Here is a 25,583-nt window from a genome sequence, read left to right as displayed (position 1 = left end):
CATAGCTCCTTGCACATTTTACCCGCTAGTCGCCGGAAAAGCATGGCGCTATCTTGGCATCACTGACTCATAACTATCAGCGTAGGTTGGAAAGCCGACGTGGAGGACACGACAGATGAAAATACAACGCAGCGGTTCTATCCCCTCACAGCGCAGTTCGGTGGATTACTTTACCGGGCAGGTACGCATCGACGCGCCGTTCGCCGGTGACGCGCCGGCCAGGGTGGGCGGCGCGACTGTCACCTTCGAACCCGGCGCCCGCACGGCCTGGCATACGCATCCGCTCGGCCAGACGCTGATCGTCACCCAGGGTCGCGGTTGGATCCAGATGTGGGGCGAGACCACGCAGGAAATGTATCCCGGCGATATCGTCTGGATCCCGGCTGACGTCAAACATTGGCACGGTGCAACGCCGGACACCGCCATGACCCATATCGCCATCGCCGAAGTGGTGGACGGCAGCCCGGTGACCTGGCTGGAACCGGTCAGCGAGGCGGAGTACCTGCAATAGCCCGATGGCGAGACTCAATCGATGTTGCGGCGATGATTTACCCCAGCCTGATGATCGGGATCAGATAATCGCAGCGAAAAGTGTTGGGATCGCTCGTTGTCGCCTGTTCAGCATAAACCAGTTTGAGATCTGAATCTTCCCGGCGACTTAACCTGGTGAGGGGCAGAATTGAGTGACCCTCACCCAAAATCTTGCTCCATTCAGAAACAGAATTCCGGCATGATAATGACTCCCCTGAACGGAGGATGTGCCGATGAAAAAACCACTATTCACCGAAGGGCAGATTGTTTTTGCCCTGAAGCAGGCTGAACTGGGTACATCAGTGCCGGGCGTCTGTCGCAAGCTGGGCATTTCGGATGCCACTTTCTATACGTGGCGGAAAAAATACGACGGTATTTCTCCTTCAGAGCTGAAGCATATGCGACAACTGGAAGAGGAAAATCTGCGGCTGAAGAGGCTGGTTGCCGATCTGGGCCTCGACAAGGCGATGCTGCAGGACGTGCTGGCAAAAAAGAGCTGACGCTGGCACGCCTGTGCGAATGGGGCAGGGATTTGCAAGCCCACTACGGTGCCAGTGAGAGACAGGTCTGTTTTGCGCTGCGGGTCAGCCGCAGCTCGTTTCGATATCGTTCTGTGGCCGCCGACGACAGTCCACTGCGGCTACGCATCCGTGAGATAACCGAAACCCGGGTTCATTACGGGTACCGCCGGGTACACGTGATGCTCAGGCGGGAAGGCTGGCGCGATAATCACAAAAGAATCTATCGCCTCTACTGTGAGCGGGGTCTGTCGCTGCGCCTCAAACGGCCACGCCGCAATAAATCGGCCCAATGCCGACAACCGCAGCCTCAGGGTCTGTATCCGAATCACGTCTGGGGCATGGATTTTGTCTCTGATGCGTTGTTTGACGGGCGACGGCTGCGCCTGCTGATGGTTATCGACCTGTACACCCGCGAATGCCTGGGGATCTGCGTGGGGCAAAATTTGCGTTCAACAGAAGTGGCAGAAATGCTGAAGAGTATAGCGCTCAGACGTCCTTTACCTCAGTTGCTGAAAACCGATAATGGTTCTGAATTTGCAGGGAAAATACTGAGCAGATGGGTGTACGAAAGAGGCATCAGAATCGACTTCTCATGCCCGGGAACACCGACGGACAATACGACGGTGGAGTCTTTCAACGGCAGATTACGGCAGGAATGTCTGAATGAGAACTGGTTTATGTCTTTGGAGGATGCACGGTGCAAAATCGAGGCTTGGCGCATAAACTATAACCAGAGGCGTCCCCATTCTGCGCTGGGCTGGATGACCCGTCAGAATTTGCTGACAAGTCTGCCGGTTGCCAGAATACACAACCAACATGAAGCCGGTTATTCCTGATTATGACTGGATCATATTCGGGGTCACATTCACGTTTATTAGGTGGTCAACACTAACACCAACCATCTGGTTGCTCCGGCTGAGATCTCAGATTTGGCTCTGCTTGCCATGATTCATTCTGTTTGGTAAAGCAGCGGATTCGATGGTGAAGAGTGTTGGCAATCATTATTTCATGCCTATAAGGGGGATTAAACTGGCGTCGAGTACGCCGCAAATGGGGGAGGACTGTGTATCTGACATGCTGTAAGTGCGATTTAATGATGAAATTATAAAAACGAGAGTTGAGTCGGTTCCAATGAGTCAGTTGTCCCGGTAGAGTTTAGAGCACCAATCGAGAGCATTGGGTTGTTTTTAGGCTGTTGATGGCAAAATGCTCGGTATTGAGCTAACCGGAAAAGAGATTCTATGGAGCTGACTGCCCCCGTTACAACAACTGCTAAGGCTTGGCTGAGTGAGCTTTTGTTTAATCGTGCAATGTTCAAAGGGCCTAATGGGAAGCCACTCTACAGTTACCAGGTTACTGAATCAGAGTATCAATCGCTTATTAAGTTGTTAAAAAGCTGCTTCAAGAGAGGCTTGCCTCCAAACTGTTCGGAGTACCTAGCCGCCTGTTTTTGTCTTTTTGTCAGTGAGCAGTACAGGCGTGATTACAACTGCATTTGGTCATGGGCCGGGCCAGAGTCGCTACTTGGAACATCATTGACTGCGCAACAACATGCCAGCCTGACGCATAGTGGATTAGCGTATTGGAAGAGGCCGGTTCGAGTTCGTGAAAGTGGTCGGGATTGGCTTGGTTCGCTGTTTACTGAGGGAGGGCTGCCTTGGCCGCTGGTGCAAAGTGAGTCACATGGTTTTGGACGAGCTGTGCGTCGAGGTATTAAGAACTTCTACCGTACTGAGAGTAATCGAAGAACCACCGCTGACCTTATGGCTGACTTTGAGGAAGAACTTCCGTCAGCATTTCGCAATTTGGAGACGCGTAGGCTATTGGCAGGTATCGTCGATCAACTTATGTATCTGGTGGAGCAGTTCCCTCTTAAGGATCAGGAGGATCCAGCCAACTACCTCGATATGCATGCATCTGGCTGGCGGGATGCATTTCCGGTTCCGCTTGATAAAAGCAATGCACGCACCCTGCTCAATGATTGGCTACGTGATGCGGACCAGAAACGTCAGGAACGCAAAGAGGCACTAGAGAAGACGCGGGCGTTCACCTGCGAGCATTTTTTACAGGGCACGCTGCCTCAATGGTCAATACACAGTGAGATGCAGCTCCCCAACGAAGAGACCTTCCCAATAGCTCAGTCCATGCTGAGCAGTACTCGTTTAGAGATTGCTTACTACGAAGGTGATCGACTATTGGCTCGGGGGGCTACCGTTTATGGACACCTCACAGATAATGGCATCAAAGTGCGTTTTCCCTGCACGCAAGTTACGGTGGAACGCTGCAAGCTCGACGAGCCGCTGAGCCTTCGCTTATTGGATAGTGGACGTACGGTACACTGCTTGTTCTTCGATGGCAGTGCTCTTGATCACCTGGATACGCCACTTGTCTTCGAGCTCCGATCTGAACAATGGAAACTGGTTGCAATGTCCAGCTGCTGGGTGGCCTCTGCACTGGCTCGGCTTCGTATTCCTCAGGGTTTTTTCATCACATCTGCTGGCGTCGCTCCAGAGACTTTGGCGCTAGATACGGAAAATGGCCATTGGCTGGAAGCTGTTTCTGACCTTTCTTTTTCCAATGGCATTGATTGTTACCAGATCGAGCTGAATCAGGCGCGCAGTGATGACTGCAAACCCATGCTCTCAGGTACTTTTGCTCTCAATGAAAGCTCTCCCTCGATCACGTATCTGGGCTGGCCAAGCCTTGAGTTGCCCGAAGGCTATGCTTACTCAAGGAATGAACTGCTTGAGTTCGTCAACGGCGAACGGTTGGAGCGGCAGCGTAATAATCACTCTGGTTTGGTCAGCTATACCCTACGTCATCAAGCGGGCAAGACGTTACTGCAGCGCCGATTCGGGGTTCTGCCCAAGGAGTTCAGTTTGTCTCTGATGCCCGCACAGGGACAAACCCCCGCTCGTCTCTTACTCAAGGATACATGCCAGCTTGATCTACATGTCATCAGCGATGCTTTGGTCGTAGAAAAGTCCGAACATGCTCTGTTAATCCGCCACCAAGGCGATCATCCCCCTTCCTCATTTATGCTGGAGGTCAGCAAGGGCATGCCGCCAATTCGGCTGCATCTTCCTTACCCCTATCAGGGAGCTCGCCTTTTGGACCCAAATGGTCATCCGTCACGCATCCATGAGCTGAACCAGGACGAACTGATCGGTTACCGAATCGTGCTAACCTCCGGATATCCACAGGGACAGATCTTCTACATGGGGATGGAGCTGATCTGTAATACGTATCCACACCCGAAATGCACTTTCAGCATCCCGGTTGGTGCGACGCCCGTCATGCTTAGCCTATTCAGTTATCTGAGCGATATGCAGAACATGCTCGGTGCAGTTGATGAGCAGGATGCCTATATCAGGCTGTCTGTAGAAACCGAACAACCGTTGCTTAAACTCGATATCAGACGTTATGGCGGGCAGATCCAGTGGGAGGGGAAGCATGCCTTCTGTATCCGCAACTCCTCTAACGCAGTAATTCTCGATGGTGCTCAGGCTGAGGTGATGCTTCTGTCCGATCCCAAACGCATGCCGTTGGTACTAGCTGAGAAAACCAGCGAAACAGTTGGGACGGGTAGCTTCGAGATATCAGAGAAAATGCAATCTAACGGCCCATGGCTTATCTATCCGGGTGCACAATCAAGTGTGCGTTTTCGTCCGGGACTATTTATTAACCCGGCCAATAGCCTCGGCTCAGAGTTTGAGGCGAACTCACTACATCGTGCAGCCGAGCTTTTCCACCCCCTCTACTATCCGGATGTCATTGAGCAGCAGATTGCAGCAATGGCAACCGACTTTAACCACAGTGGCTGGCAGTATCTTGCTGACCTGAAGCAGAATTACCGGCACCTTCCGTTGTCGTCGTTCGAAACCTGGAAGGCTCTATCGCGCAATCAAGCAGCGTTGAGCTTCGCAGTATTCCGGTTGGAGATGAATGAATCGTTTTGCGTACGCATACACGACGAGCTTGCCGTTATCTGGGAGGGGATTCCGCTTCCACTATGGGTGCAAGCCTATCGACTATTCCTCGATAGCATGCATCTGACCGGTCTACCTGAAGCTTTGATCAACAATCTCATCTTGAATCGAGCCAGCGTGCTGCGTTGTGTTGTTTCCGGATTCGACCATCTGGATGACTATCTGAGTACAGGTAATCGCTGTTCATTGAAGAAACTACCTGTTGGACAGATTTTACCAGTCTGGTATCAAGGGCTACGTCACTTGCATGAATCCAATCGGAGCTGGCCAACTTTGCTCGGTAGTGAGCTTTCACGCTGGATCGAGCAACAGCAGATCCCACTTCAACTAAAGAATCTTTCACTAGTGTCGTTTACTGATGCTGTGGCCTATCTGCCGATCTTTATGGCCTTCGTAACCGCAGGTAGAGCCCAAATCACCGACCTGCCCGTGACTCCTACCTATCTGAAGTTCGCTATTCGCTTGGTTTCCGATTTTGACCGTCAGGGCTGGTTTATACCGGTCCACGCCCTGATGGTGTCCTATCTGCTGGCCTCAAATTTAGATGATGAGGCATAAGGAGCTGTTATGCGGTTTTTCAGGAGCCTAATTGAGCAAAGTCTTGAGCGTACCCGTGAGGCAACGCTAGGGGTCTTGGGTATCAATCACTCAGGCTTGCGTCGTCACCTAAGTACAAGCATGGTGAACATATTAGGGGAGGAGGGCTGCTTCCTTGCACCGCCTGTATTTGAACATACTTTTGGTTGGCACGAAGCCGAGCTGCACTTAGGAGACCTGCAATCCGAGGGATTACTGTCCACAAGTTTGCTTGATTCGCTTGCCAATGCCCCAGCCTATCAATTCCCCAAAACGGCACGTCCCTATGTTCATCAGTTGCATGCTTGGCGCACTCTGCTAAATGAGGTGCCACGATCTGCAGTCATCACCACCGGCACCGGTTCGGGCAAAACCGAGTGCTTCATGGTACCAATTCTAGAGGATCTGGTTCGCGAGCATGAACATACCAAAGCGGCGTTAGTTGGCGTTCGGGCTCTGTTCCTATATCCACTCAATGCCCTGATCAACTCCCAGCAGGAGAGACTCGACGCTTGGACTCGCAACTACGGCAGCAACATTCGTTTCTGTCTGTACAACGGCAAGACTGTAGAACGAGTAAATGACGTTCGCAAGGAACAGCTGCTGAGACCCAATCAGATTCTGTCGCGGGAGTTGCTGCGCAAGGAACCAGCACCGATCCTTATGACCAATGCCACCATGCTGGAGTACATGTTGGTGCGTCAGGTCGACAACGATATCTTGGAAATTTCCAAAAAGCAGAAATCGTTACGTTGGATTGTTCTCGATGAAGCACACACCTATGTGGGATCTCAGGCCGCCGAACTCTCATTGTTGCTGCGTCGGGTGGTTCAGGCCTTCGGTGGTCAGCCCGAGCAAATTCGTTTCATAGCCACTTCGGCAACAATCGCTGGTGCTGATGCGAAGGATCGGCTGAAACGCTATTTGTCTGATTTGGCCGGTATCCCACTTGACCATGTCGAAGTTATCGGAGGCTCACGAGTTTGGCCAGATCTTGGCGTAGAGTCGCTAAACCACAATCTTACCCTGCAAGCTATTCGTGCTATTGACCCAGAAGCAGAAGTATCCCCTGCACGATATAAAGCTTTGTGCGGCAGTATCATCGCCAGGAGCTTGCGCCACTCGGTGGTCAGTTCTGACAAGCCCTTAGACCTGCATGACCTGATTGGTTCAGTCACAGAGCAGTTGCAGGGGCGCAGCCCCCTTGAACAGCAGCAGGAGATGCTCGATTGGCTCGACACCATGACTGGCACGTATCCGAATGAAGGCCAGCCACCGTTCCTCAAGCTACGCATCCACTTGTTCCAGCGCATGCTGCATGGCCTCTGGGCCTGCGTCGATCCGCAGTGCAGCGCTAAATCCAGCCACCTGCAGGACTGGCCTTTCGGCAATGTATATGTGACCCAACGGGCGCGCTGCGAGTGCAACGCGCCAGTGTACGAAATGGGTTTCTGTGATGACTGTAAGACGCCGCACCTATTGGCAGAAGATCGAAATGGCGAGCTGCACCAGCCCAGTCCTTACGCCGGTGATGAGTTCGCACTTAATCACGAAAATGGTAGCGAGGATCCACCAGCCGATTTCGTGACGGCAAATGCCACCAGCACACGCCCTATAATCGCCGGATTGCCAGCGATGAATACCGCCAGCACACGCCTGATCATTGCCAGATTGCCGGTGGCACATGAGCCCTATTTCACGTTCACTCTCGATCTGGAAAGCCAGAAACTGGGAGCTGTGAGTGCTACTCGCAACATCGAGATTGTGCTTACCGAGGAAAAGGATGGCTGCTGTAGCCACTGCGGCAACTCATCATTTGGCACCAATGACTTCCTGAGAAAAGCCTATCTCGGTGCTCCATTCTACATCGCCAATGCCGTGCCGACCGTCCTAGAGTTTTGCCCTGATCCTGACAAGGCTGACTGTGAAGGCCGCTCTCCCGAAGAACTGCCAGGGAGAGGGCGCAAGCTGATTACCTTTACCGACAGCCGCCAGGGTACTGCGCGCATGGCGGTGCGGATGCAACAGGAAGCTGAGCGCTCGCGGCTACGCGGGCTAGTATTCGAAACACTAAGGAATGCGCAGGCCAAGGCTGATGCAGCTCCCAAGGACACCCCCAGCGGCAATCCGGCAGAGCTTCTGGCCCAGGCAGAAAACCTGGAAAAAATAGGTATGGCTGGCATGGCGGCAGAACTGCGCAAGCAAGCTGAAGTTTTGCAGAACGGGGCTGAGCCAGCCAATCAGGCTGAGAGCATTCCTTGGCCACAGATGGCCGAAACCATCGCGGAAGCTAGGGATATCGAGAAGTTCATCTTACGCTACAACCGCTATGCCAATCCGGCTCTGTTCGATGGCAGTGAGGGAGGACTGACTATGGCGCGCCTGCTGCTGGCGCGTGAGTTCTCCAGGCGCCCCAAGAACCAGAACAGCACGGAAACGTTGGGACTGATTAAGGTCGGCTACCAAGGACTAGAGAAGGTGACGACGACTCCACCTTTGTGGGGCGATGCCCGCGCTATTCCCGCTCTGGGCGCTGCAAATGATCCCAGAAGCGCTCTGACGTTGGACGACTGGCGTGACTTCCTCAAGGTTGCACTCGACTTCTACGTCCGGGAGAACACTTTCATCCCGATGGAAAACAAGATGCGCCGCTGGATGGGGAGCCGCTTCAGCCCTAAAGCGTTATACTCGCCCAAGAGCGATGTGCAGGAAAGTAGCACCATCAGGAGGTGGCCGCAGATCAAGCCAGGCACGCCCCACCGTCTGGTCAAGCTACTTGAGCTGGCAACCGGGCTGAATCGCGCCATGAATGCGGATGCCGAGAAGATCAATGGTTGGCTTGAAGCGGCTTGGGTGGCATTGGTCAATGCGGGGATTATGGAGTCTTCCGATACTGGCCACCGTTTACGCCTGGAAACCCTCACCTTCTCGCTACCTGCAGAGGGTTGGCTCTGCCCCTTGACCCGGCGCATATTCGATACCACCTTCCGTGGTCTGACTCCCTATTTGCCCCACAAACTGCTGAGCCAGGACTACCGCTGCCAGAAAGTCCAGCTTCCCGCCCTGAGCAGCCTGATGTTGGATGGCTCGCCGGTTCCCAAGCAGGTGCAGATCCGTCAGCTTGTCGCGAGAGATCCTGTCATTGCCAAGCTGCGCCAGGAGAGCCTGTGGACGGATATCAGTGACCGTGCGGTCGAGGGGGGGTTCTACTACCGAACTGCAGAACATTCGGCACAGCAGTCGGCAAAACGGCTGGATGACTATGTTGAAGAGTTCAAGTGCGGCGATATCAACGTGCTGAATTGCTCTACCACCATGGAAATGGGGGTGGATATCGGCGGCATCTCAGCCGTGGTCATGAACAATCTTCCGCCACATCCGGCCAACTATCTGCAGCGCGCCGGTCGAGCGGGGCGACGCAGCGAGGCTCGGGCCATCGCCTATACGTTGTGTAAGGCCGATCCGCATAACCAGCGTGCCTTCGCCAATCCCAAATGGCCGTTCGTGACTGCAATTCCGGCACCAAGCATTACTCTCAGTTCTAAACGGATCGTGCAGCGGCACGTCAACTCGCTGTTACTGGCTTTATTCCTTCGCATGCACAGCAGCAATGATGGCGATCGTACCAAGCTGACCCTGCAGTGGTTCTTCACCTCGGACGATTCGCCTTGTCAGCACTTCATGGCTTGGATCATGGCCTGTGCAGATGAATATCAAAGTGCCGTGAAGCAGTTGGTGAAGGGTACCTGTCTGCAAGGCCGATCGTTAAGTTCAATCACCAACGAAAGCAGGCTTGCATTCCACGATCTACAGGCTCGCTGGCTGGGGGAATACCGCAATATCAACCAAAAACTGCATACTGCCAGTGATGGGCCATATAAGAAGGCTTTGGAATTGGAAAAGACCCGCCATGAAAACGAGTATTTGCTCCGCTCGCTTGCGTCTTCAGCAATTCTGCCTGGCTATGGTTTTCCGACCGATGTGGTAAACCTCAAAACCTATAACGTTGAGGACTTCGTGTATGAGAAGCACAAAAGTAGCATCAGTCGTGAAGATAGCATCTTTGACAACAAGGAAATGCCATCGCGTAGCTTGGATATAGCTATTCGTGAATATGCGCCGGGAGCTCAAGTCGTCATTGATGGGCGAGTCTATCGTTCTGCCGGTGTCAGCTTACAGTGGCACGCAAATGGTCAGGTAAATGAGGCTCAGAAATTTGACATTGCGTGGTTCTGCCCTGAGTGTGGAAATACAGGGGTGACCGAAAATGCCTATGCAAATAACGAGGGACTGCGCTGCTCGCATTGTACTACTTCCATTCCCATTAACGAACGCCGCATTGTACTTCGCCCTGGTGGCTTTTTGACTGATTTTTACGAGCCCACTACCAACGATGTAACGTCACAAAAATTCATCCGTGTCGAGCGGCCACGCATCCAGCTTATTGGCGAAAACATTGCACTACCAGACCAACGTTGCGGTTTTGTGCGTTTTGGCCATGAGGGCAGTGTGTTCCATCATTCTTCAGGCGAGCACGAAGCGGGTTATGCCGTTTGTATGGCTTGTGGCCGGGCAGAATCAATGCTTGCAATAGATCAAATCCCCAAAGAGTTGCAACCTGACAAGAGCCACCGCCCAGTCGGTGGGCTAGCGGGTAGCCGCAAGGATCGCGATTGTTCCGGTGAAACCGTTAAGGCCAATTTGCATCTGGGCTATCAGATCCGCACTGATGTGCTAGAAATATTCCTCAGAAACCCGCTTACAGGAGAATGGTTGCCCGATACGCCCGAGGGGCGTTTGATTGCTACCACGCTAGGCGTGGCAATGCGGGACGAGATCGCCGACCAGCTCGGTATCGCGAGCAGCGAGATGGGTTTTAGCTATCGTCTGGATCGTGATCGTGACACACGGAAAGGACGCTCTGTCATCCAGTTGTTTGATGAAGTCAGTGGAGGGGCTGGCTTTGTACTTGCTGGTTTGCAGGATATCTCGCAGCTATTGACTAAAGCGCTGGATCGTCTGCACTGTAAGGCCAACTGTGAGAATGTCTGCTCCCATTGCCTGGCCAGCCAGGACAGCCGTGTCGAACGCGAGGAGTTGGACCGAAAACTGGCACTAAGGTGGCTGAATGAGTCTCGATTGGTTGAGCACCTCGGCCTGCCGGCTACGTTTTCTGCTCTGCAAGGAGCTCGTTATTGCTCCGTTGGGCCTCTGCGCGAGCTGAGCTCCGCCATTAACACTTTGGATCGCCGTGACCTGACTGCATCGATTATGCTCTGCCTGCACGGCGATACTGTAGATTGGGACCTCGACCATCCTCGCTTCCGTGAGCGAGTGTTGACCTGGGCCATTACTGAGGGACTAAAAGTCCGCCTTGGCATCTCAGTCTCGAGCCAGCTGAGATCAGAGCAAAAGGAAACATTGAGACTGCTTGCTAGCCTGGGAGTTGACCTAATCGAGTTGCAACATGAAACAACACGTGCTCCTCACGTAATTGCTCAATTGGTTTCTCAAGCTGGGGTTAGGAGCCTGTACAGCAGCATAAACACTGTTGGAGTTCCAGGCTCTGATTGGCTGCAAGGCGACTCTGATGTGGTCTGGGCTACGAGCAAACTGATGCCAGCTCTCGTTGGTAATACCATCGACTACAGCGAATGGAACCAACATTCACAAGGGGCTCGCATTGTCGAAGTCACGACTCAGCTTGATGGCACTGTTAAAGCACTCAAAAAGCGCCTTCTCATGCTTATTAATAAGCAAATGCCCGAGCTGGCAGCCTTGATCGCCAATGATAAGCCCGTAGGCATCGATTATTCTGATCGTTACCTGAAGTCACCCTGGTCGCTAATGTTGCTCAGTGGATTTTTGGCACTTTTCCGAAGTGAGCAATTGCAATCGCTAACAGTGCAAACCTTGGCTCCCAGTGGTAGCCAACCAAGCTATTTGTTCAACCATGACTGGATGCGCGTGGATGATCAGCAGGCCATTCTCGAACTCTGGCTCAAGCGTCAGTTCGATATTCAACCTAGCATCAACGTCATGAACCGACCACGCGATCTATTGCATTGTCGTGTCATCACTGTGAGCTGGGCATCAGGTAAAACGAGCAAGATATTGTTAGATCAGGGTATGGGGTATTGGCGTGTCCGTGTGCCAAGCAGGGATCAAATGAACTTCGATTTCAGTGCCCCGCATCATAACCAGGATATGCAAATAATTGAAAAATATACATATGTAGAGATGCAGCAGAGTGGCGACTGGCCTACTTACATCAGTTGCATCATAGATTGAACTAAGTGGTTGCTCACGGCAGTTAATGTTTGAGTACTAGGCTTATGCAGCAGAATCGGGGGTATGACGGGCGTCCCGATGAGGACGATGAGTCACGTAGACGCGGGGGGCCAGTGAGCCCCCCGTTCTCTTTACATTGAGCGACTAAAGTTGGACTGACCCCGCCCCGGTGGAACGGTAAAATGGACTCATGAACGTTATCACATTCATTCCGATCCACTCTGCTCGCAAAACCGCAGGCGGTTGCCGAACGGATCGGTCAGGTTCAGCTCTTTGCCCCAGTCGACAACCTCCAACCCCGGCCGGGCATAGCGGTAGTTTTTGGCCGTGAGCTCCCGGTGCAGCGCATCGATATCGTGCACCGGGATAAAAATAGCGGCGCCGGGCGTGCTGTCGCCATAGTGTTCGCTCAGGTGCAGCGTCAATCCGGCGCGGCTCACCTGCATGTACAGCGGCAGATCTTCGCTGAAACGGTGCTCCCACTCCAGCGTGAAACCGAGAAAGTCCAGATAAAACTCTTTGGCCTTGTCGACCGCAAAAATGCGCAGGATCGGAATGGCGGGGGAGAAAGTGATCATCGTCGATCTCACTGTTACGTTAGCGGCAGCCGATATGGATATCGACCGCCTCGGGGCCGGTATAGGCTTCGAAGTCGGTCAGGAAGCGGCGTTCGATTTCCGAGTGTTGCTCGAAGTAGGCCCAGATGGCTTGCCAGCCTGCGATGACCGCCGCCGGCATGGCGCCACGGGCCTGGAACACCAGATAGCGGCCGGGTTGGATGTGTAGACCGTTCTCTGCCGCGCTGCCGGCGGTAACGTCAAACGGCCCGCCGGCGTCGGAGGCGTAGTTAGAGTAGACCCCATAGACCGGCGTGGTGGGCGAGGTGGCGAAAAAGTCTGACCACAGCGCGGGGATTTTAGCCGTCTCGGGCCGGGTTTCGTCTTGATTGGTGGTTCTGACCGTTTGGCCGGCGACGTAAAAGCCGGGTAGCTGTACCACAAGAGGTTGCATACTGGAAATTCCTTTTAACTAACCGTTCGAACGAGAGGCCTAAAGGTAGCAAAGGCTTTCCGGATCCGCCAGATAGCGGCCCCCGCAGGTGCGGGGGCCACTCGTATCAGGCGCCCAAACCGCCAAGGCAGAGGTATTTGATCTCGAGATAGTCTTCGATGCCATACTTCGAGCCTTCGCGGCCCAAACCGGAGTGCTTCATGCCGCCGAACGGTGCCACCTCGGTGGAAATCAGCCCTTCGTTGATGCCGACGATGCCGTACTCCAGCGCTTCGGCCACGCGCATCACCCGGCCGATGTCGCGGCTGTAGAAGTAAGCGGCCAGGCCGAACGGCGTGTCGTTGGCCAATTCGATGGCGTCTGCCTCGTGACTGAAGCGGATCAGCGGCGCCACCGGGCCGAACGTCTCCTCGCGGAAGATTTTCGCCGTGCGCGGCACGTCGGTCAGGATGGTCGGGGTGAAGAAATTGCCGCCCAGCGCGTCAGGCTTGCCGCCCAGCAGCACTGATGCGCCGTGCTCGACGGCGTCGGCGATATGCTCGCGCACTTTCTCCACCGCGTCCGGGTTAATCAACGGGCCGATGGTGACGCCGTCATCCAGGCCGTTGCCGACTTTCAGCTTGGCGACGGCGGCTTTCAGTTTGGTGGCGAAGGCGTCGTACACGCCGTCCTGCACCAGAAAACGGTTGGTACAGACGCAGGTCTGGCCGGCATTGCGGTATTTCGAAGCGACCGCGCCGGCCACGGCGGCGTCCAGATCGGCGTCGTCGAACACGATAAACGGCGCGTTGCCGCCCAGCTCCATGCTGGTTTTCTTGATGGTGGGCGCACACTGGGCCAGCAGCTGCGCACCGACTTCGGTGCTGCCGGTGAAGGAGAGTTTACGCACATCCGGGTTGGCGGTGAGTTCGCCGCCGATGCCTTTGCTGGGGCCGGTGATCACGTTGCATACCCCGGCGGGCAGCCCGGCGCGCTCCGCCAGCACGGCGATCGCCAGCGCCGAGAACGGGGTCTGGCTGGCGGGGCGGATCACCCCGGTACAGCCCGCCGCCCAGCCGGGGCCGGCTTTGCGGGTGATCATCGCCGCCGGAAAGTTCCACGGGGTGATGGCGGCGAACACGCCGATCGGCTCTTTCTGCACGATGATGCGGCGACCGGCCTGGGGCTGCGGAATGGTGTCGCCGTAGACCCGCTTGCCTTCCTCGGCGAACCATTCGATAAAGGAGGCAGCATAGGCGATCTCACCGCGGCTTTCGGCCAGCGGTTTCCCCTGTTCCGCCGTCATGATGCGCGCCAGATCTTCCTGATTTTCCATCATCAGTTCAAACAGCCGCCGCAGCTTGCCGGCGCGCTCTTTGGCGGTCAGCGCACGCCAGGCGGGCAGCGCTTTTTTGGCGGCGGCGATGGCGCGTGCGGTTTCTTCGGCACCGAAGGCCGGTACGTGGCCAACCAACTCGCCGTTGGCGGGATTATGGATGGCGATCGTGTTGCCTGCTGTGGCCGGCAACCATTGCCCGTCGATGTAATTGGCCTCGCGGAACAGCGTGGGATCCTTGAGGGTAGCGCTGATGCTGGTGCTCATTGGTCTCTTCCTTTGCTGAGTTCAACAGAATGGTCTATCCCATACGGCTACCCTTTACCCTAGCAAACTTTGCCGTCGCCGTTTGCCAGCGTGGCGACAAGATGAGCGTTTTCTTCATGCGCACCTTCTGTACAAAAAATATCCGCCGTCGGGCCGATACTGAAAGAGCAGGCATATGACCCTTTTCGATGTGATTAAAAGGAGTGTGCGAATGATGAAATCAGTGGATAGACATCTCGCAGCCTACGGCAGCGAAATGGATTTTTTGGCGTCGAGTATCGCCCTGATGGAATGGCAAGGGCGGCAGATTGACGCCGGGCAGGTGGCCGGCAATATGTCGGAACAGCAAAGCCGCCTGTTCTTTGCGCGGTTGAGTTATTTTCGTCAGCTTTATCAGGCCGCAGCGGCGGCCGAACACAGCCTGTAATTTCCCGATTCAGCCCCGCCGCAGCGGGGCTTTTCATTTCAGCGGTGCCACACTCCGGTCGCCAGCGTCGCCGGCGAATACTCCAGATCGCGTCCCCGCCATGGCAGCGCCGCCGCAAAGCGCCAGGCGCGGTGAACGTCAAACCGCCAATAGCGTTCCGCCCCTTCAACGCCGGGATCTCCTTCCGCCCGCCAGAGGATCTGCGTTTTTCCTTGCAGATGCAGCACGTCACCGCGATCGAAATCGATGAACAGCAGCGCCGCCCGTGGTTCGGCCAGCAGGTTGCCCAGCGTATTCATATAGCGGTTGCCGCGAAAGTCCGGCATCCACAGCGTGTCGCCTTCCAGATGGATAAAGCCGGGCCGCCCACCGCGATGGGAAATATCGACGCCGCCCTGCGCCAGTTCCAGGTGCGCGCCGCTGGCGACGAAGCTGGTATCCGCGGTGCGGATCAGCGCCTGCGCCGCCGCATCGAGCGACGCTAAATGCTCAACCGGCTGTGGCCGGCTCTCCACCGGGTAGAGTTCGCGGCGCTGAATGTACTGCGGGCAGTTGCCGAAGCTTTGGTGAACGACGATCTCCACCCGGTTTTTGTCGGTGCGGCCGACGGTGCCGTTGGCGCGATTGCGCCGCCGGTTGCTGAAGTCGAGCCCCAGCGCGCCGACCGGTTTGCCGGGCAGCAACAGCGCCTGAGCGGGATCGTCGTTGCGGCGCGGTGCGCTGATGCGCAGGTGCGTGTCGTCCGGCGAGCGTAAAAACCCGGGCGGGCCGCTGAACAGGGTGGCGATGGGCCAGCCCTGGTCATCCAGCGTGGCGACGAACAGGTAGGGCAACGCGGCGAAAAACGCACGATGCTGATCCGGCATTGCGGGGTAGATGCCGCCGCCCACGCGCTCGAAACCGGCCAGCGTCTGCGCGCGCAGCTCATCGGGGTGAAACCGTTGCGGGATCATGGCGTCAGCTCACCGCAGGTGCCGGCAGTGGGGGCATGGCGAAGAAGCCGGGAAGCGCCACGATGCTCGCCACCCAGCGGCGTATGGCGGGGTAAGGCGCCAGCGAAATGCCGCCTTCGGCCGCGACCGCCACATAGCTGTAGCAGGCCAAATCGGCGATGCTCGCCTGTTCGCCGGCCAGATAGGTGCGCTCCTTCAGGTGCTGCTCCATCTGCGGCAGAAAACGATCGCTGATTGCCCGCGCCACCTGATAATCCTCCGGCACCGCGAACTGGGCGATCAGTCGGCAGGAGGCTGGGCCGTAGCGGACTTCGCCGGCGGCTTTGGAAAGCCAGGCCTGCACCTGCGCCGCCGCTGCCGGCTGTTCCGGTAGCCAGTGGCTGTCCGGCGCATAGCGTTTCACCAGATAGACCAGAATGGCGTTGCTGTCGGCCAGCGTCAGCTCGCCGTCCTGCAAAACCGGGATCTGGCCGAACGGGTTGAGCCGGCGAAAGGCCGCGCTCTGCCGCACCGCCGCCGAGGCTTCTACCCATTCATAGGGCAGCGCCAGCATGCGCAGCAGCAACGCCACGCGGTGAACGTGGCCGGAAAGCGGGGTGCCGTAGAGGGTGATGGTGGACATGGCGTTTCTCCTCAGTGCTTTTTTTTCAGCATACTCTTGCGGTGAATGAGCGGAATCCGGCAATGTGGAAATTGATAATTTCACTTATCGGAAGAGTCTATGGATCGGTTAGACGAGTTGGCCATCTTCGTGGCGGTGGTGCAGCAGGGCAGCCTGGCGGGGGCCGGGCGCAAACTGCGGCGCTCGGCGCCGGCGATCACCCGGGCGATCGCCGCGCTGGAACAGCGGTTCGGCACCCGACTGGTGGAACGCACCACCCGGCGGCTGGCGCCCACCGAGGCGGGCGTGCGGCTGCTGGAGCGCGCGCAACAGCTGCTGCAGGATTATCAGGCGGTGGTACAGGATACCGCCGAAGCGCAGCTGAGCGGCTTGCTGCGCGTCACCTCGCCGGTGCAGTTCGGCCGCCGCTACGTGGCGCCGGTGGTGATGGCGTTTCTTGATGACTACCCGCAGATGCAGATCGAAATGGTGTTGAACGATCGCAATCTCGATCTGATTGACGAAGGGTTGGATATCGCGGTGCGCATCGGCCATCTGCAAGACTCTTCGCGCGTAGCGCGGCGGCTGGGGCAGGTCAGCCGGGTGACGGTCGCCAGCCCGGCCTACCTGGCGCGCTGCGGCGAGCCGCGCTCGCCGGCGCAGCTGGCGGAGCATGCCACCATCGTCGGCACCCAGCGGCCGTCGCTGCGCGAATGGCGTTTCGGCCCGCAGGAAAACGGCGAGCGGGTGCGCTTGGCCCCCCGGCTGTTGCTCAACGACGTGGAAGCGCAACTGCTGGCGGTGCGCGCCGGCAAGGGTATCGCCCGGCTGCTCTCGTATCAGGTGGCGGACGATGTGGCCGCCGGCACGCTGGTGCGGCTGCTGGCGGATCATGAGCCGTTGCCGATGCCGGTACAGCTGGTGGCGCAGCAGGCGCAGCGCATGCCGCTGAAGGTGCGCGCCTTTTGGGATTATGCGTTTGAGCGGCTCAGCGTATTGCCGCAAATTCAGCCGGACGGGCGGGGAAAATAAGCGCAAAAAGTTTCATGGGTTAAACTTTTTCGCCGCCCGTGTTGTTTTATTTTACCGGGCGCGCATTGCTGATGTGCTCGTCTTGACAATAATGTTGCGGGTGCTAATAGTTAATTCATATCTTAAATAATAAACGAAGTTTAATATATGAAACAACTTGTGGGGAGTTATGACAACGGCGCTGCGGTGAATAATGAAGACGCTATTTTAGCTTCATTCCAAACCCGCAGTGCGGCTATTTATCATCAGGCAAAACATGAAAAAAATATTGCGTATGGCGAAAGCGAACGCGAGACGGTTGATTGGATCTATTCTGCAAAACAGCACCAGGGGACGTTAATTTTTATTCACGGCGGCTATTGGCAATTCTGCGATAAGGCGGATTTCGCCTTTATCGCCGCCGGGCCGTTGGCGTTGGGTTTTGACGTGGTGCTGGTGGAGTATGCGCTGGCGCCGGCGGTTAATCTTGACGCCATTTGTCGCCAGGTGGGGGCGGCGCTTGATGCCATTCAGCGCCGTCTGCCGCCGCACTATGCCCATCCGGTGCATCTGTGCGGCCATTCCGCCGGCGGGCATCTGGCGGCATTTTGGCAGCAGCATGCGTTGGTGGATGCGGTCTTTCCCATCAGCGGCCTGTTCGAACTGGCGCCGCTGCAAGAGAGCTATGTCAATCGGGCGCTGCAGCTGACCGCGCGGCAGATTGAAACGCTCAGTCCGGCGCGCCACCTGCCGGCGTGCAGTAAGCCGCTCACGCTGTATTACGGCGCATTGGAGCTGCCGGAGCTGATCGGCCAGTCGCAGCACTACCACGCGGCGCTGTGCCAACGCGGGCTGCCGGCCGATCTGGTCGCGGTGCCCGGCGCCAATCATTTCACCATTCTGGATGCGTTGTTCGCCGCCGACGGCGCGCTGCTTCGCCAACTTGACCAGCACGGGAACCACTGACATGCGCGAGATCGTAGAGACCGGGCTGCCGAACATCGGCCAGCCTTTTTCCTGGGCTACCCGGGGCGGCGGCATGCTGTTCACCGCACACGGCCCGGTGCGGGCGGACGGCAGCATCGAGACCGGCGCGCCTGAGCAACAGATTACGTTAACCTTTGACAACCTGGCGCAGACGCTGAAGGCGGCGGGCAGCCACAGCGATAAGGTGCTGCAGGTGATCGTTTATCTCACCGACGTCAACGACGTTAAATTGCTCGATGATATTTACCGGAAATACTTTAGTTATCCTTATCCCAATCGCTCCACGGTTATTGTCGAAAAGTTGGTGGTGCCGGGAATGAAAATAGAAATTACCGTCAGCGCCATCGCTTGATTTAATTTCTCATTAAGTCCGTCTTCATATTAATTCAATAACGAGTTAAGGATGCGTCATGTTTAAACAGATTGCACCTTCCGCAGCCGATCCTATTATGTCGCTGATGGAGGCCTATTTACAGGACCCCAATCCGAAAAAAGTGAATTTAGGCATTGGGCTCTATTACGACCAACAGGGAAATATTCCGTTGATGCGGGTGGTCGAGGCCGCCGAGCAGCGGTTGCTGGCGCTGCGCCGTCCGCACGGCTATCCGCCGATCGAAGGTTCGCCGCAGTTCGCTCGCCAGGTGCAGGTGCTGCTGTTCGGCGAGCAACAGGCGGCCGAGATCGTCACGGTGCAGACCGTCGGCGGCTCCGGTGCGCTGAAGCTGGCGGCGGATTTTTTGCGCCACTTTCTGGCGCGTAGTGACATTTGGGTGTCCGATCCCACCTGGGCCAATCACTGGGCGATATTTGAAGGCGCCGGGCTGCGGGTGAATACCTATCCCTACTTTGATGAAGCGGCGGGCGGCCTGCGTTTCGCCGCCATGCTCGACGCGCTGGACAGCCTGCCGCCCGGCAGCGTAGTCCTGTTGCATCCTTGCTGCCATAACCCTACCGGCACCGATCTGACGGCGGAGCAGTGGCGCGCCACGCTCGCCGTGCTGCAGCGGCGTCACCTGCTGCCGCTGTTCGATATCGCCTATCAGGGCTTCGGCGACGGGTTGGAGGAGGACTGCTTGGCGTTGCGCGAAGCGCTGAAAACCGATCTGCCGTTTTTGGTCTGCAACTCGTTCTCCAAAAACGTGGCGCTGTACGGCCAGCGGCTGGGCGCGCTGTCGGTGCGCTGCGCCGATGCGGAAAACGCCGCCAACGTCAAAGGCGCGTTAAAAACGCTGATCCGCCGCAGCTACTCCTGCCCGCCGACGCACGGCAGCCAGATCGTGGAGACCCTGCTCGGCGACGCCGAACTCGGTGAGCTTTGGCGCAATGAGCTGGCGGAAATGCGCGTGCGCATCAAGCAGATGCGTGAGCAGCTGGCCGCCAGCCTGGCGCGGGGCGGTTCTTCGCTGGATCACCGGCGCATACGCGATCAGCGCGGCATGTTCAGCTATACCGGCCTGAACGAAGCGCAGCTGCAGACCCTGCGACAGCGCTACGCCATCTATCTGGTTTCGCCCGGCCGCATGTGCCTGCCGGGGCTCAACCCCGGCAATATCGACTACGTGACCGCCGCCATTCTCGACGTCACCCGTACCGCCTAACTCCGCTCGGGAACACAGCCATGCCACAGATGAATGATTTTGAGCATATCGCCCGCCGTCAGGGCGGGTTGAACAAGCATCTTACCGCCGGGCAGATGTCGATGCTGGCGATCGGCGGCGCCATCGGCACCGGGCTGTTTCTCGGCAGTGCCTACGCCATTCAGATGGCGGGGCCGTCGGTATTGCTGAGCTACCTGATCGGCGGCGTTATTGCGCTGCTGTTGATGGGCAGTCTGGCGGAAATGACCTCCGAACACCCGACGCCCGGCTCGTTCGGTGACTACGCCGAATTCTATCTCGGCCCGCTGTTCGGTTTTCTGGTGCGTTACTCCTACTGGTCTTGCGTGGTGCTGGCGGTGGGCACCGAAGTTACCGCCATCGGCATGTACATGCAGTTCTGGTTCCCGGCGACCCCGACCTGGCCGTGGGTACTGCTGTTCTCGGCGGCGGTAATCGTCGTCAATGTGATCGGCGTGAAGTCGTTCGGCCAGGTGGAATACGCGCTGTCCACCGTCAAAGTGACGGCGATCGTGGCGTTCATTCTGATCGGCATCGGCATTCTGGCGTTCTCGGGCAACCCGGCCTACGGCTTGCGCAACCTGACCGCCGGCGGTTTTATGCCGTTTGGCGTCAAGGGCATGTGGTTCGCGGTGATCGTTTCTATCTTCAGCTACCTGAGCATTGAAATGATCGCGGTGGCCGCCGGCGAGGCGAAAAATCCGGTGATTGCGGTGAAGGCGGCGTTCAAGGGCACCATCGTGCGGCTGTTCATCTTCTACATGCTGTCGATCGCCCTGATGCTGGCCATCGTGCCCTGGCGCCAGTCCGGCACCGGCGAGAGTCCGTTCCTGATGGCGATGAACGTGATCCATCTACCCGCCGCCGCCGGTATTTTCAACTTTATCGTGCTGGTGGCGGCGCTGTCGGCGATGAACAGCCAGCTGTATATCACCACCCGCATGATGTTCTCGCTGTCGCGCGCCGGGCAGGCACCTGCAGCGTTGGGGCGCGTCAGCCGGCGCGGCATTCCGGTCAATGCGCTGGCGATGTCGTGCATCGGCATCGTGGTGTCTATCGTGCTGAGCCTGGTGGCACCGGACACGTCGTTCGCCGCCATGATGTCTATTTCAGTGTATGGCGCCTGCTTTACCTGGCTGATGATTTTCGTCACCCACCTGTTCTTCCGCCGCCGGCATCGGCAGACCCACCTGAAGTTCCGCATGTGGGGATTCCCCTATACCACCTTGCTGGGCGCCGGGCTGATGGCGGCGTTGATGATCTCGACGGCGTTTACCGAATTCTTCCGCATGACGCTGTGGTTCGGTATTCCGTTCACTTTACTGCTGGTGGTTGCTTATCACTTCCAGAGCCGCCGTGCGGCTGCGCCGTCGCCGTTCAAAGCGCCTGAGGTGGAGTAATCGATAGGCTGATACGGTTATGGCGTGCTCAAAACGGAGGGGTAATGTACTGTTAGTCTGAAAAGGCGGTTTTTTAACATGAGGTTTGTGGTTTTAGCGTACAGGGATAAAGAATAGCGCATGCAAAAGGAAGAAGGATCGCTCAGACAGCTAACGTTGAAAGAGATTGCTTTAGCAAGAACGGTTTTTGGTGGGGAGATAGCTTATCCGCGTGTGTGGATACATTGCGCTAGCTATCTTCCTTTTGGCTTACAAAGGCGTGGAACGGCTATGACGCCTAATGGCGAATTGTTTTTCAGAAAAGAGCTGTATTCCCCGGATTTTGGCGCTGAATCAACCGTTGATATCAGGCATCTATTTATTCATGAAATGATGCACGTATGGCAGCATCAGAAAGGTATGTGGGTAAGAGCTCGGGGAATGTTCAGTTGGGCAGCTGATTATACCTATCGATTGGATGACAGAGCGTTATTGGACTATGGGCTTGAGCAGCAGGCTCAGATTATTGCTGATTACTATGTTTTGCAGGCCTATGGCTACCGTGAATGGAATATCCAGCGGCGTAAGGCTTGGCCGGTGGTCACTTATCAAGGTGTTTCAGATCAAAATACGTTAGCGACAAGGTATCGCAAAACGCTGTTCCGCTTTCTGCAAGGAGTGAAATGATAATGGAAAAGAGGAAATACCTGGCGACGCTTTGTTCCATTCTGATGTTGTCAGCGTGTGAGTCAAGGATTCTCGATATTCAGGCCGCAAAGGTGAGTGTGGTCGATGATAAGGTATGCCTGCAGGTGCCCGCGAAAAGTCATGAGTATCTAAATGGGATCCAGATCGTAGAAGCGGATAAAGAGAATGAAGCGTTTAGAAAATATTTTGATGTAAATGAAAGCCAACCTCTCCTTTTATCACAAGACTTGTGCGTGCCTGATTTCGGTTATCCGTTCAAGGAAGGACATACCTACGGGTTCCTGACTGAGACTTTCTTTAAAGGGGAAGGTCAATCAGGTGGACGGAACTTTAGCTCGTCATTCCGGTTATACCGTGAATCGGGGGTCTTGAAAGTTGAGCAGATCAGATAGCCTGTTTCAGGCTATCTGAATCAAGTTAGCGGTCGGAAGGCCCGCGTCATTTCCTGAGATTACAGCTGGCTTTTCGGGATCAGGTGGTCGCCGAAGCTCAGGCGTTGGCGGCCCGGTTCGATTTCGGTCAGCGGCGCCACTTCGTGCAGCGAGGATTTGCAGCGCTGTACCAGATCCTGATACTCGCGGGTGCCGGCGATCTTCCAGGCCAATTCCTGTTCGGTCAGATCGCGCAGCACGCGCGCCGGGCTGCCGACCACCAGCTTGTTGGCTTCGATCACCGCCGCGGCTTTGACGAACGCCATTGCGCCGATGATGGTGTTCTCGCCGATCTCCGCGCCGTCCATCACCACCGCGTTCATGCCCACCATCGCATTGCGGCGAATGCGGCAGCCGTGCAGGATGGCGCCGTGGCCGATATGGCCGTCTTCTTCCACCACCGTGTCCTGCTGCGGGAAGCCGTGCATCACGCAGTTGTCCTGAATGTTGGCGCCGTCGCAGATCACCAGGCGGCCAAAATCGCCGCGCAGGCTGGCATTCGGGCCGATGTACACGTGTTTACCGACGATCACGTCGCCAATCAGCACCGCCGTCGGGTGCACATAACTGCTGGGGTCGACGACCGGCGTCAGGCCGTCAATCTGATACACAGGCATAGCGTGAGTTCCTTAAAATGTAGGGTCGCGCGGCAGGCCGCCGAAGCGCCGATAGTAGCCGGCAGCCGGCGCGGGCAGGGCGCCGATGGTGGTTTCCGCCAGCGCGCTGACGTATTCCGTCGCGGCGCGATCGACCTGCTGATAAAGATTGATGCACAGGTTGCGGGCGATCTGGCCCTCCCACTGCGTGGGCAGCAGCGCGTCCGGCAGCAGCGGATCTTTCAACACTACGCGACGGAAGAAGTGAATCAATAATAGCTTAATCTGGAAACAGCGCAGCGGCGTCAGCGCCGCCGGGTCGACTTCGCGCAGCAGCGCCATCAGCGGCCGGAAGGAGACGATAAACTCGTGATAGCCGGCCGCCACTTCGCTTAGCGACCAGCAGTCGGCCACCAATTTCTGCAGGGTTTGCTCGGAGCGGTTGTAGGGATAATCGGCGCGGAAATAAATCACCTGCTCGCTGGCGTTCAGCTCGCCGAGCAGCGCCGTCACGTCGGTTTGCGCATGGGTGGGGGCGGCCATCAGGTTGCTGGCGATTTGCCCGAACCCGAGCCAGCCCAGCTCTTTTTTCAGCCGCGCGCGCGCGTTTTTTTCGGCGGTTTCCAGCAGCAACAGCTCCCACTTGCCGTCCCAGGCGGGCTGCTCGCGCAGATAGATTTTCGATTCGGCATGGCGGAACTGGCGCATTCCCTGCTCGGTCACGCGGTAGAAGCTGCGGCGGCCTATTTTCTCCACCGCCAGCCACCCCTCTTTCTGCAGGCGGAACACCGAGGTGCGCACGAAGCGATCGCCGAAGCCGAAGGCCTCCAGCAGCGCGCTCAGGCTGCCGAGCCACACTTCACCGCCGCGGTGGCTGAGCGCGTCGCCGTACAGCGAAATGATCAATGAGGTGCCGCTGATCGGCTGTGCGTCGACGGCATGGCGAATGAACTCATCCAGTTTATGTTCCATATTTTTCCATGGGTTAGCCTTCGATGAGCCATAACATTACCATAATTCAGGGCGGCGTCATCCGTGACGCCGTGCGCCTCAGCGCGGCCGCAGATCGACCACGCGCTGCGCTTTGCCTTCCGAGCGCGGAATATCGCCGCAGTTGGCGATGCTGACGTCGGTGCTGACGCCCACGATCGATTTGATGTGGTGGCGCAGCTGGTGGCAGATGTCGCAACGCTGCTGGTGACTGAGGCTGAGCGCCGACTCCTTGAGCTCGACGCGCACTGCCAGCGTGTCCAGGTGCCCGCTGCGGCTGACCTGCAGCTGGTAGTGCGGCGACAGCTGCTCGAACTGCATGATCTGCTCTTCCACCTGCGACGGGAAGACGTTGACGCCGCGGATGATCAGCATGTCGTCGGAGCGGCCGGTGATCTTGCCCATGCGGCGCATCTGGCGCGCGTCGCCCGGCAGCAGCCGGGTGAGATCGCGGGTGCGGTAGCGGATCACCGGCAGCGCCTCTTTGGTCAGGGTGGTGAACACCAGTTCGCCGTGCTCGCCGTCCGGCAGGGCGACGCCGGTTTCCGGGCAGATGATCTCCGGCAGAAAGTGGTCTTCCCAAATGGTAGGGCCGCCGCCGCTTTCCAGACACTCCATCGCCACGCCCGGCCCCATCACTTCCGACAGGCCGTAAATATCCAGCGCCTTGATGCCCATGCGGGTTTCGATCTCGTGGCGCAGGGCTTCGGTCCAGGGTTCGGCGCCGAACACGCCGAGCCGCAGCGAGCAGCCGCGCGCGTCGCCGCCCATCTTGCGCTCCAGCTCGTCGATCAGCGTCAGGCAATAGGACGGCGTCACCATGATGATATCGGGTTTGAAATCGAGGATCAGCTGCGCCTGGCGTTCCGTCTGGCCGCCGGACATCGGGATCACCGTCGCGCCGAGCCGCTCCGCGCCGTAGTGCGCCCCCAGGCCGCCGGTGAACAGGCCGTAGCCGTAGGCGACGTGCACCTTGTCTTTGGCGGTGGCGCCGCCGGCGCGCAGACAGCGGGCGACGATATCGGCCCAGTTATCGATGTCGCGCTGGGTGTAACCCACCACGGTCGGGCGGCCGGTGGTGCCCGAGGAGGCGTGGATGCGCACCACCTGTTCCATTGGCACCGCGAAGGTGTCGAACGGGTAGTTGTCGCGCAGATCTTGCTTGGTGGTGTAAGGGAAGCGCGCCAGATCGCTCAGCTGTTTGAGATCGTCGGGGTGTACGCCGGCCTGGTCGAATTTGCGCTTGTACATCGGCACATTGTCGTAGGCGTGGTGCAGCGTCCACTTCAGACGCGTCAGCTGCAACGCTTCAATCTCATCGCGCGAGGCGAATTCGATCGTTTCGAGGGGCTGTGGATTTATTGTCATGGTTAGCCTCAGGGG

Annotated in this window: 20 protein-coding genes; 12 read left to right on the top strand and 8 right to left on the bottom strand. The window is 57.1% G+C overall.

All coding sequences use genetic code 11. From position 1 onward, the window contains the following. Positions 1-115 precede the first annotated feature (115 nt). From C9411_RS03820 to C9411_RS03805, 4 genes are all read left to right on the top strand, one after another. Complete coding sequence (locus tag C9411_RS03820; protein WP_107226451.1) at positions 116-511, top strand: cupin domain-containing protein; 396 nt, start codon at positions 116-118, stop codon at positions 509-511. A gap of 253 nt (positions 512-764) precedes the next feature. Next, positions 765-1,888, top strand: a protein-coding gene (locus C9411_RS03815; RefSeq protein WP_233221864.1) for an IS3 family transposase whose coding sequence is annotated in 2 segments (ribosomal slippage) — positions 765-1,026 and positions 1,026-1,888 — 1,125 coding nt in all. Because the reading frame shifts where the segments join, the coding sequence is not laid out codon by codon here. A 405-nt stretch (positions 1,889-2,293) separates the two neighbouring features. Beyond that, on the top strand, positions 2,294-5,599 hold the full coding sequence (locus C9411_RS03810) for an STY4851/ECs_5259 family protein (RefSeq protein ID WP_107226450.1): 3,306 nt from the start codon (positions 2,294-2,296) through the stop codon (positions 5,597-5,599). Positions 5,600-5,608: 9 nt separating this feature from the next. Continuing rightward, entirely contained in the window at positions 5,609-11,908 is a 6,300-nt protein-coding gene (locus C9411_RS03805; protein WP_107226449.1) for a DEAD/DEAH box helicase, read from the top strand. A gap of 206 nt (positions 11,909-12,114) precedes the next feature. Here the strand turns inward: C9411_RS03805 and C9411_RS03800 are convergent, their stop codons facing one another. The 3 genes from C9411_RS03800 to gabD all read right to left on the bottom strand — a co-directional run bounded on the left by C9411_RS03800 (position 12,115) and on the right by gabD (position 14,501). Continuing rightward, entirely contained in the window at positions 12,115-12,483 is a 369-nt protein-coding gene (locus C9411_RS03800; protein WP_165877169.1) for a glyoxalase superfamily protein, read from the bottom strand. 22 nt (positions 12,484-12,505) lie between these two features. Next, on the bottom strand, positions 12,506-12,919 hold the full coding sequence (locus C9411_RS03795) for a GyrI-like domain-containing protein (protein ID WP_107226447.1): 414 nt from the start codon (positions 12,917-12,919) through the stop codon (positions 12,506-12,508). A 106-nt stretch (positions 12,920-13,025) separates the two neighbouring features. Continuing rightward, a complete protein-coding gene (gene gabD / locus C9411_RS03790; protein WP_107226446.1) occupies positions 13,026-14,501 on the bottom strand; it encodes an NADP-dependent succinate-semialdehyde dehydrogenase in 1,476 nt (491 codons plus the stop codon). A 211-nt stretch (positions 14,502-14,712) separates the two neighbouring features. On the opposite strand from gabD, the gene C9411_RS03785 reads away from it, so the two are divergent. Next, positions 14,713-14,928, top strand: coding sequence for a glycogen synthesis protein (locus C9411_RS03785; RefSeq protein ID WP_049201387.1), 216 nt, complete (start codon positions 14,713-14,715; stop codon positions 14,926-14,928). Between the two features lie 38 nt (positions 14,929-14,966). On the opposite strand, the gene C9411_RS03780 is transcribed toward C9411_RS03785, so the two are convergent. Further along, positions 14,967-15,881, bottom strand: coding sequence for a pyridoxamine 5'-phosphate oxidase family protein (locus tag C9411_RS03780; protein ID WP_107226445.1), 915 nt, complete (start codon positions 15,879-15,881; stop codon positions 14,967-14,969). 4 nt (positions 15,882-15,885) lie between these two features. Then, positions 15,886-16,503, bottom strand: a complete 618-nt coding sequence (locus tag C9411_RS03775; RefSeq protein ID WP_107226444.1) for a glutathione S-transferase — start codon at positions 16,501-16,503, stop codon at positions 15,886-15,888. Positions 16,504-16,602: 99 nt separating this feature from the next. Between C9411_RS03775 and C9411_RS03770 the strand changes: the two genes are divergently transcribed. The 7 genes from C9411_RS03770 to C9411_RS03740 all read left to right on the top strand — a co-directional run bounded on the left by C9411_RS03770 (position 16,603) and on the right by C9411_RS03740 (position 22,575). After that, the gene (locus C9411_RS03770) at positions 16,603-17,514 is read left to right on the top strand and encodes a LysR family transcriptional regulator (protein WP_107226443.1); all 912 of its coding nucleotides are present in this window, start codon (positions 16,603-16,605) and stop codon (positions 17,512-17,514) included. Between the two features lie 147 nt (positions 17,515-17,661). Continuing rightward, entirely contained in the window at positions 17,662-18,459 is a 798-nt protein-coding gene (locus C9411_RS03765; protein ID WP_107226442.1) for an alpha/beta hydrolase, read from the top strand. 1 nt (position 18,460) lies between these two features. Next, positions 18,461-18,832, top strand: a complete 372-nt coding sequence (locus C9411_RS03760; RefSeq protein WP_063990406.1) for a RidA family protein — start codon at positions 18,461-18,463, stop codon at positions 18,830-18,832. A gap of 58 nt (positions 18,833-18,890) precedes the next feature. Further along, positions 18,891-20,078 (top strand): amino acid aminotransferase, encoded by a 1,188-nt coding sequence (locus tag C9411_RS03755; RefSeq protein ID WP_107226441.1) that lies wholly within the window; start codon positions 18,891-18,893, stop codon positions 20,076-20,078. A 20-nt stretch (positions 20,079-20,098) separates the two neighbouring features. Continuing rightward, positions 20,099-21,496 carry an amino acid permease gene (locus tag C9411_RS03750; RefSeq protein WP_107226440.1) on the top strand — a complete coding sequence of 466 codons (1,398 nt, stop codon included), beginning with the start codon at positions 20,099-20,101 and terminating at the stop codon, positions 21,494-21,496. Positions 21,497-21,616: 120 nt separating this feature from the next. Then, entirely contained in the window at positions 21,617-22,162 is a 546-nt protein-coding gene (locus tag C9411_RS03745) for a hypothetical protein (protein WP_063990403.1), read from the top strand. A gap of 2 nt (positions 22,163-22,164) precedes the next feature. Beyond that, entirely contained in the window at positions 22,165-22,575 is a 411-nt protein-coding gene (locus C9411_RS03740) for a putative T6SS immunity periplasmic lipoprotein (RefSeq protein ID WP_146158851.1), read from the top strand. A 59-nt stretch (positions 22,576-22,634) separates the two neighbouring features. Here the strand turns inward: C9411_RS03740 and paaY are convergent, their stop codons facing one another. The 3 genes from paaY to paaK all read right to left on the bottom strand — a co-directional run bounded on the left by paaY (position 22,635) and on the right by paaK (position 25,568). Then, a complete protein-coding gene (gene paaY / locus C9411_RS03735; protein WP_060420568.1) occupies positions 22,635-23,231 on the bottom strand; it encodes a phenylacetic acid degradation protein PaaY in 597 nt (198 codons plus the stop codon). Positions 23,232-23,243: 12 nt separating this feature from the next. Continuing rightward, a complete protein-coding gene (gene paaX, locus C9411_RS03730; protein WP_107226439.1) occupies positions 23,244-24,182 on the bottom strand; it encodes a phenylacetic acid degradation operon negative regulatory protein PaaX in 939 nt (312 codons plus the stop codon). Positions 24,183-24,260: 78 nt separating this feature from the next. Further along, positions 24,261-25,568, bottom strand: coding sequence for a phenylacetate--CoA ligase PaaK (gene paaK / locus C9411_RS03725; protein ID WP_038872175.1), 1,308 nt, complete (start codon positions 25,566-25,568; stop codon positions 24,261-24,263). Positions 25,569-25,583: the final 15 nt, after the last annotated feature.

This window comes from Serratia sp. Nf2, from assembly GCF_003028435.1.
GTDB classification, from domain to species: Bacteria; Pseudomonadota; Gammaproteobacteria; order Enterobacterales; family Enterobacteriaceae; genus Serratia; species Serratia marcescens_L.
Note: the sequence above shows the minus strand (reverse complement) of the source record. Positions and strands in the feature narration are given on the sequence as shown.

What these genes read in the sequence shown, in the direction of transcription:
- C9411_RS03820 (WP_107226451.1), top strand. Translation starts at nt 116, where the DNA reads ATGAAAATACAACGCAGCGGTTCTATCCCCTCACAGCGCAGTTCGGTG.
- C9411_RS03810 (WP_107226450.1), top strand. Translation starts at nt 2,294, where the DNA reads ATGGAGCTGACTGCCCCCGTTACAACAACTGCTAAGGCTTGGCTGAGT.
- C9411_RS03805 (WP_107226449.1), top strand. Translation starts at nt 5,609, where the DNA reads ATGCGGTTTTTCAGGAGCCTAATTGAGCAAAGTCTTGAGCGTACCCGT.
- C9411_RS03795 (WP_107226447.1), bottom strand. Translation starts at nt 12,919, where the DNA reads ATGCAACCTCTTGTGGTACAGCTACCCGGCTTTTACGTCGCCGGCCAA.
- gabD (WP_107226446.1), bottom strand. Translation starts at nt 14,501, where the DNA reads ATGAGCACCAGCATCAGCGCTACCCTCAAGGATCCCACGCTGTTCCGC.
- C9411_RS03785 (WP_049201387.1), top strand. Translation starts at nt 14,713, where the DNA reads ATGATGAAATCAGTGGATAGACATCTCGCAGCCTACGGCAGCGAAATG.
- C9411_RS03780 (WP_107226445.1), bottom strand. Translation starts at nt 15,881, where the DNA reads ATGATCCCGCAACGGTTTCACCCCGATGAGCTGCGCGCGCAGACGCTG.
- C9411_RS03775 (WP_107226444.1), bottom strand. Translation starts at nt 16,503, where the DNA reads ATGTCCACCATCACCCTCTACGGCACCCCGCTTTCCGGCCACGTTCAC.
- C9411_RS03770 (WP_107226443.1), top strand. Translation starts at nt 16,603, where the DNA reads ATGGATCGGTTAGACGAGTTGGCCATCTTCGTGGCGGTGGTGCAGCAG.
- C9411_RS03765 (WP_107226442.1), top strand. Translation starts at nt 17,662, where the DNA reads ATGAAACAACTTGTGGGGAGTTATGACAACGGCGCTGCGGTGAATAAT.
- C9411_RS03760 (WP_063990406.1), top strand. Translation starts at nt 18,461, where the DNA reads ATGCGCGAGATCGTAGAGACCGGGCTGCCGAACATCGGCCAGCCTTTT.
- C9411_RS03755 (WP_107226441.1), top strand. Translation starts at nt 18,891, where the DNA reads ATGTTTAAACAGATTGCACCTTCCGCAGCCGATCCTATTATGTCGCTG.
- C9411_RS03750 (WP_107226440.1), top strand. Translation starts at nt 20,099, where the DNA reads ATGCCACAGATGAATGATTTTGAGCATATCGCCCGCCGTCAGGGCGGG.
- C9411_RS03745 (WP_063990403.1), top strand. Translation starts at nt 21,617, where the DNA reads ATGCAAAAGGAAGAAGGATCGCTCAGACAGCTAACGTTGAAAGAGATT.
- C9411_RS03740 (WP_146158851.1), top strand. Translation starts at nt 22,165, where the DNA reads ATGGAAAAGAGGAAATACCTGGCGACGCTTTGTTCCATTCTGATGTTG.
- paaY (WP_060420568.1), bottom strand. Translation starts at nt 23,231, where the DNA reads ATGCCTGTGTATCAGATTGACGGCCTGACGCCGGTCGTCGACCCCAGC.
- paaX (WP_107226439.1), bottom strand. Translation starts at nt 24,182, where the DNA reads ATGGAACATAAACTGGATGAGTTCATTCGCCATGCCGTCGACGCACAG.
- paaK (WP_038872175.1), bottom strand. Translation starts at nt 25,568, where the DNA reads ATGACAATAAATCCACAGCCCCTCGAAACGATCGAATTCGCCTCGCGC.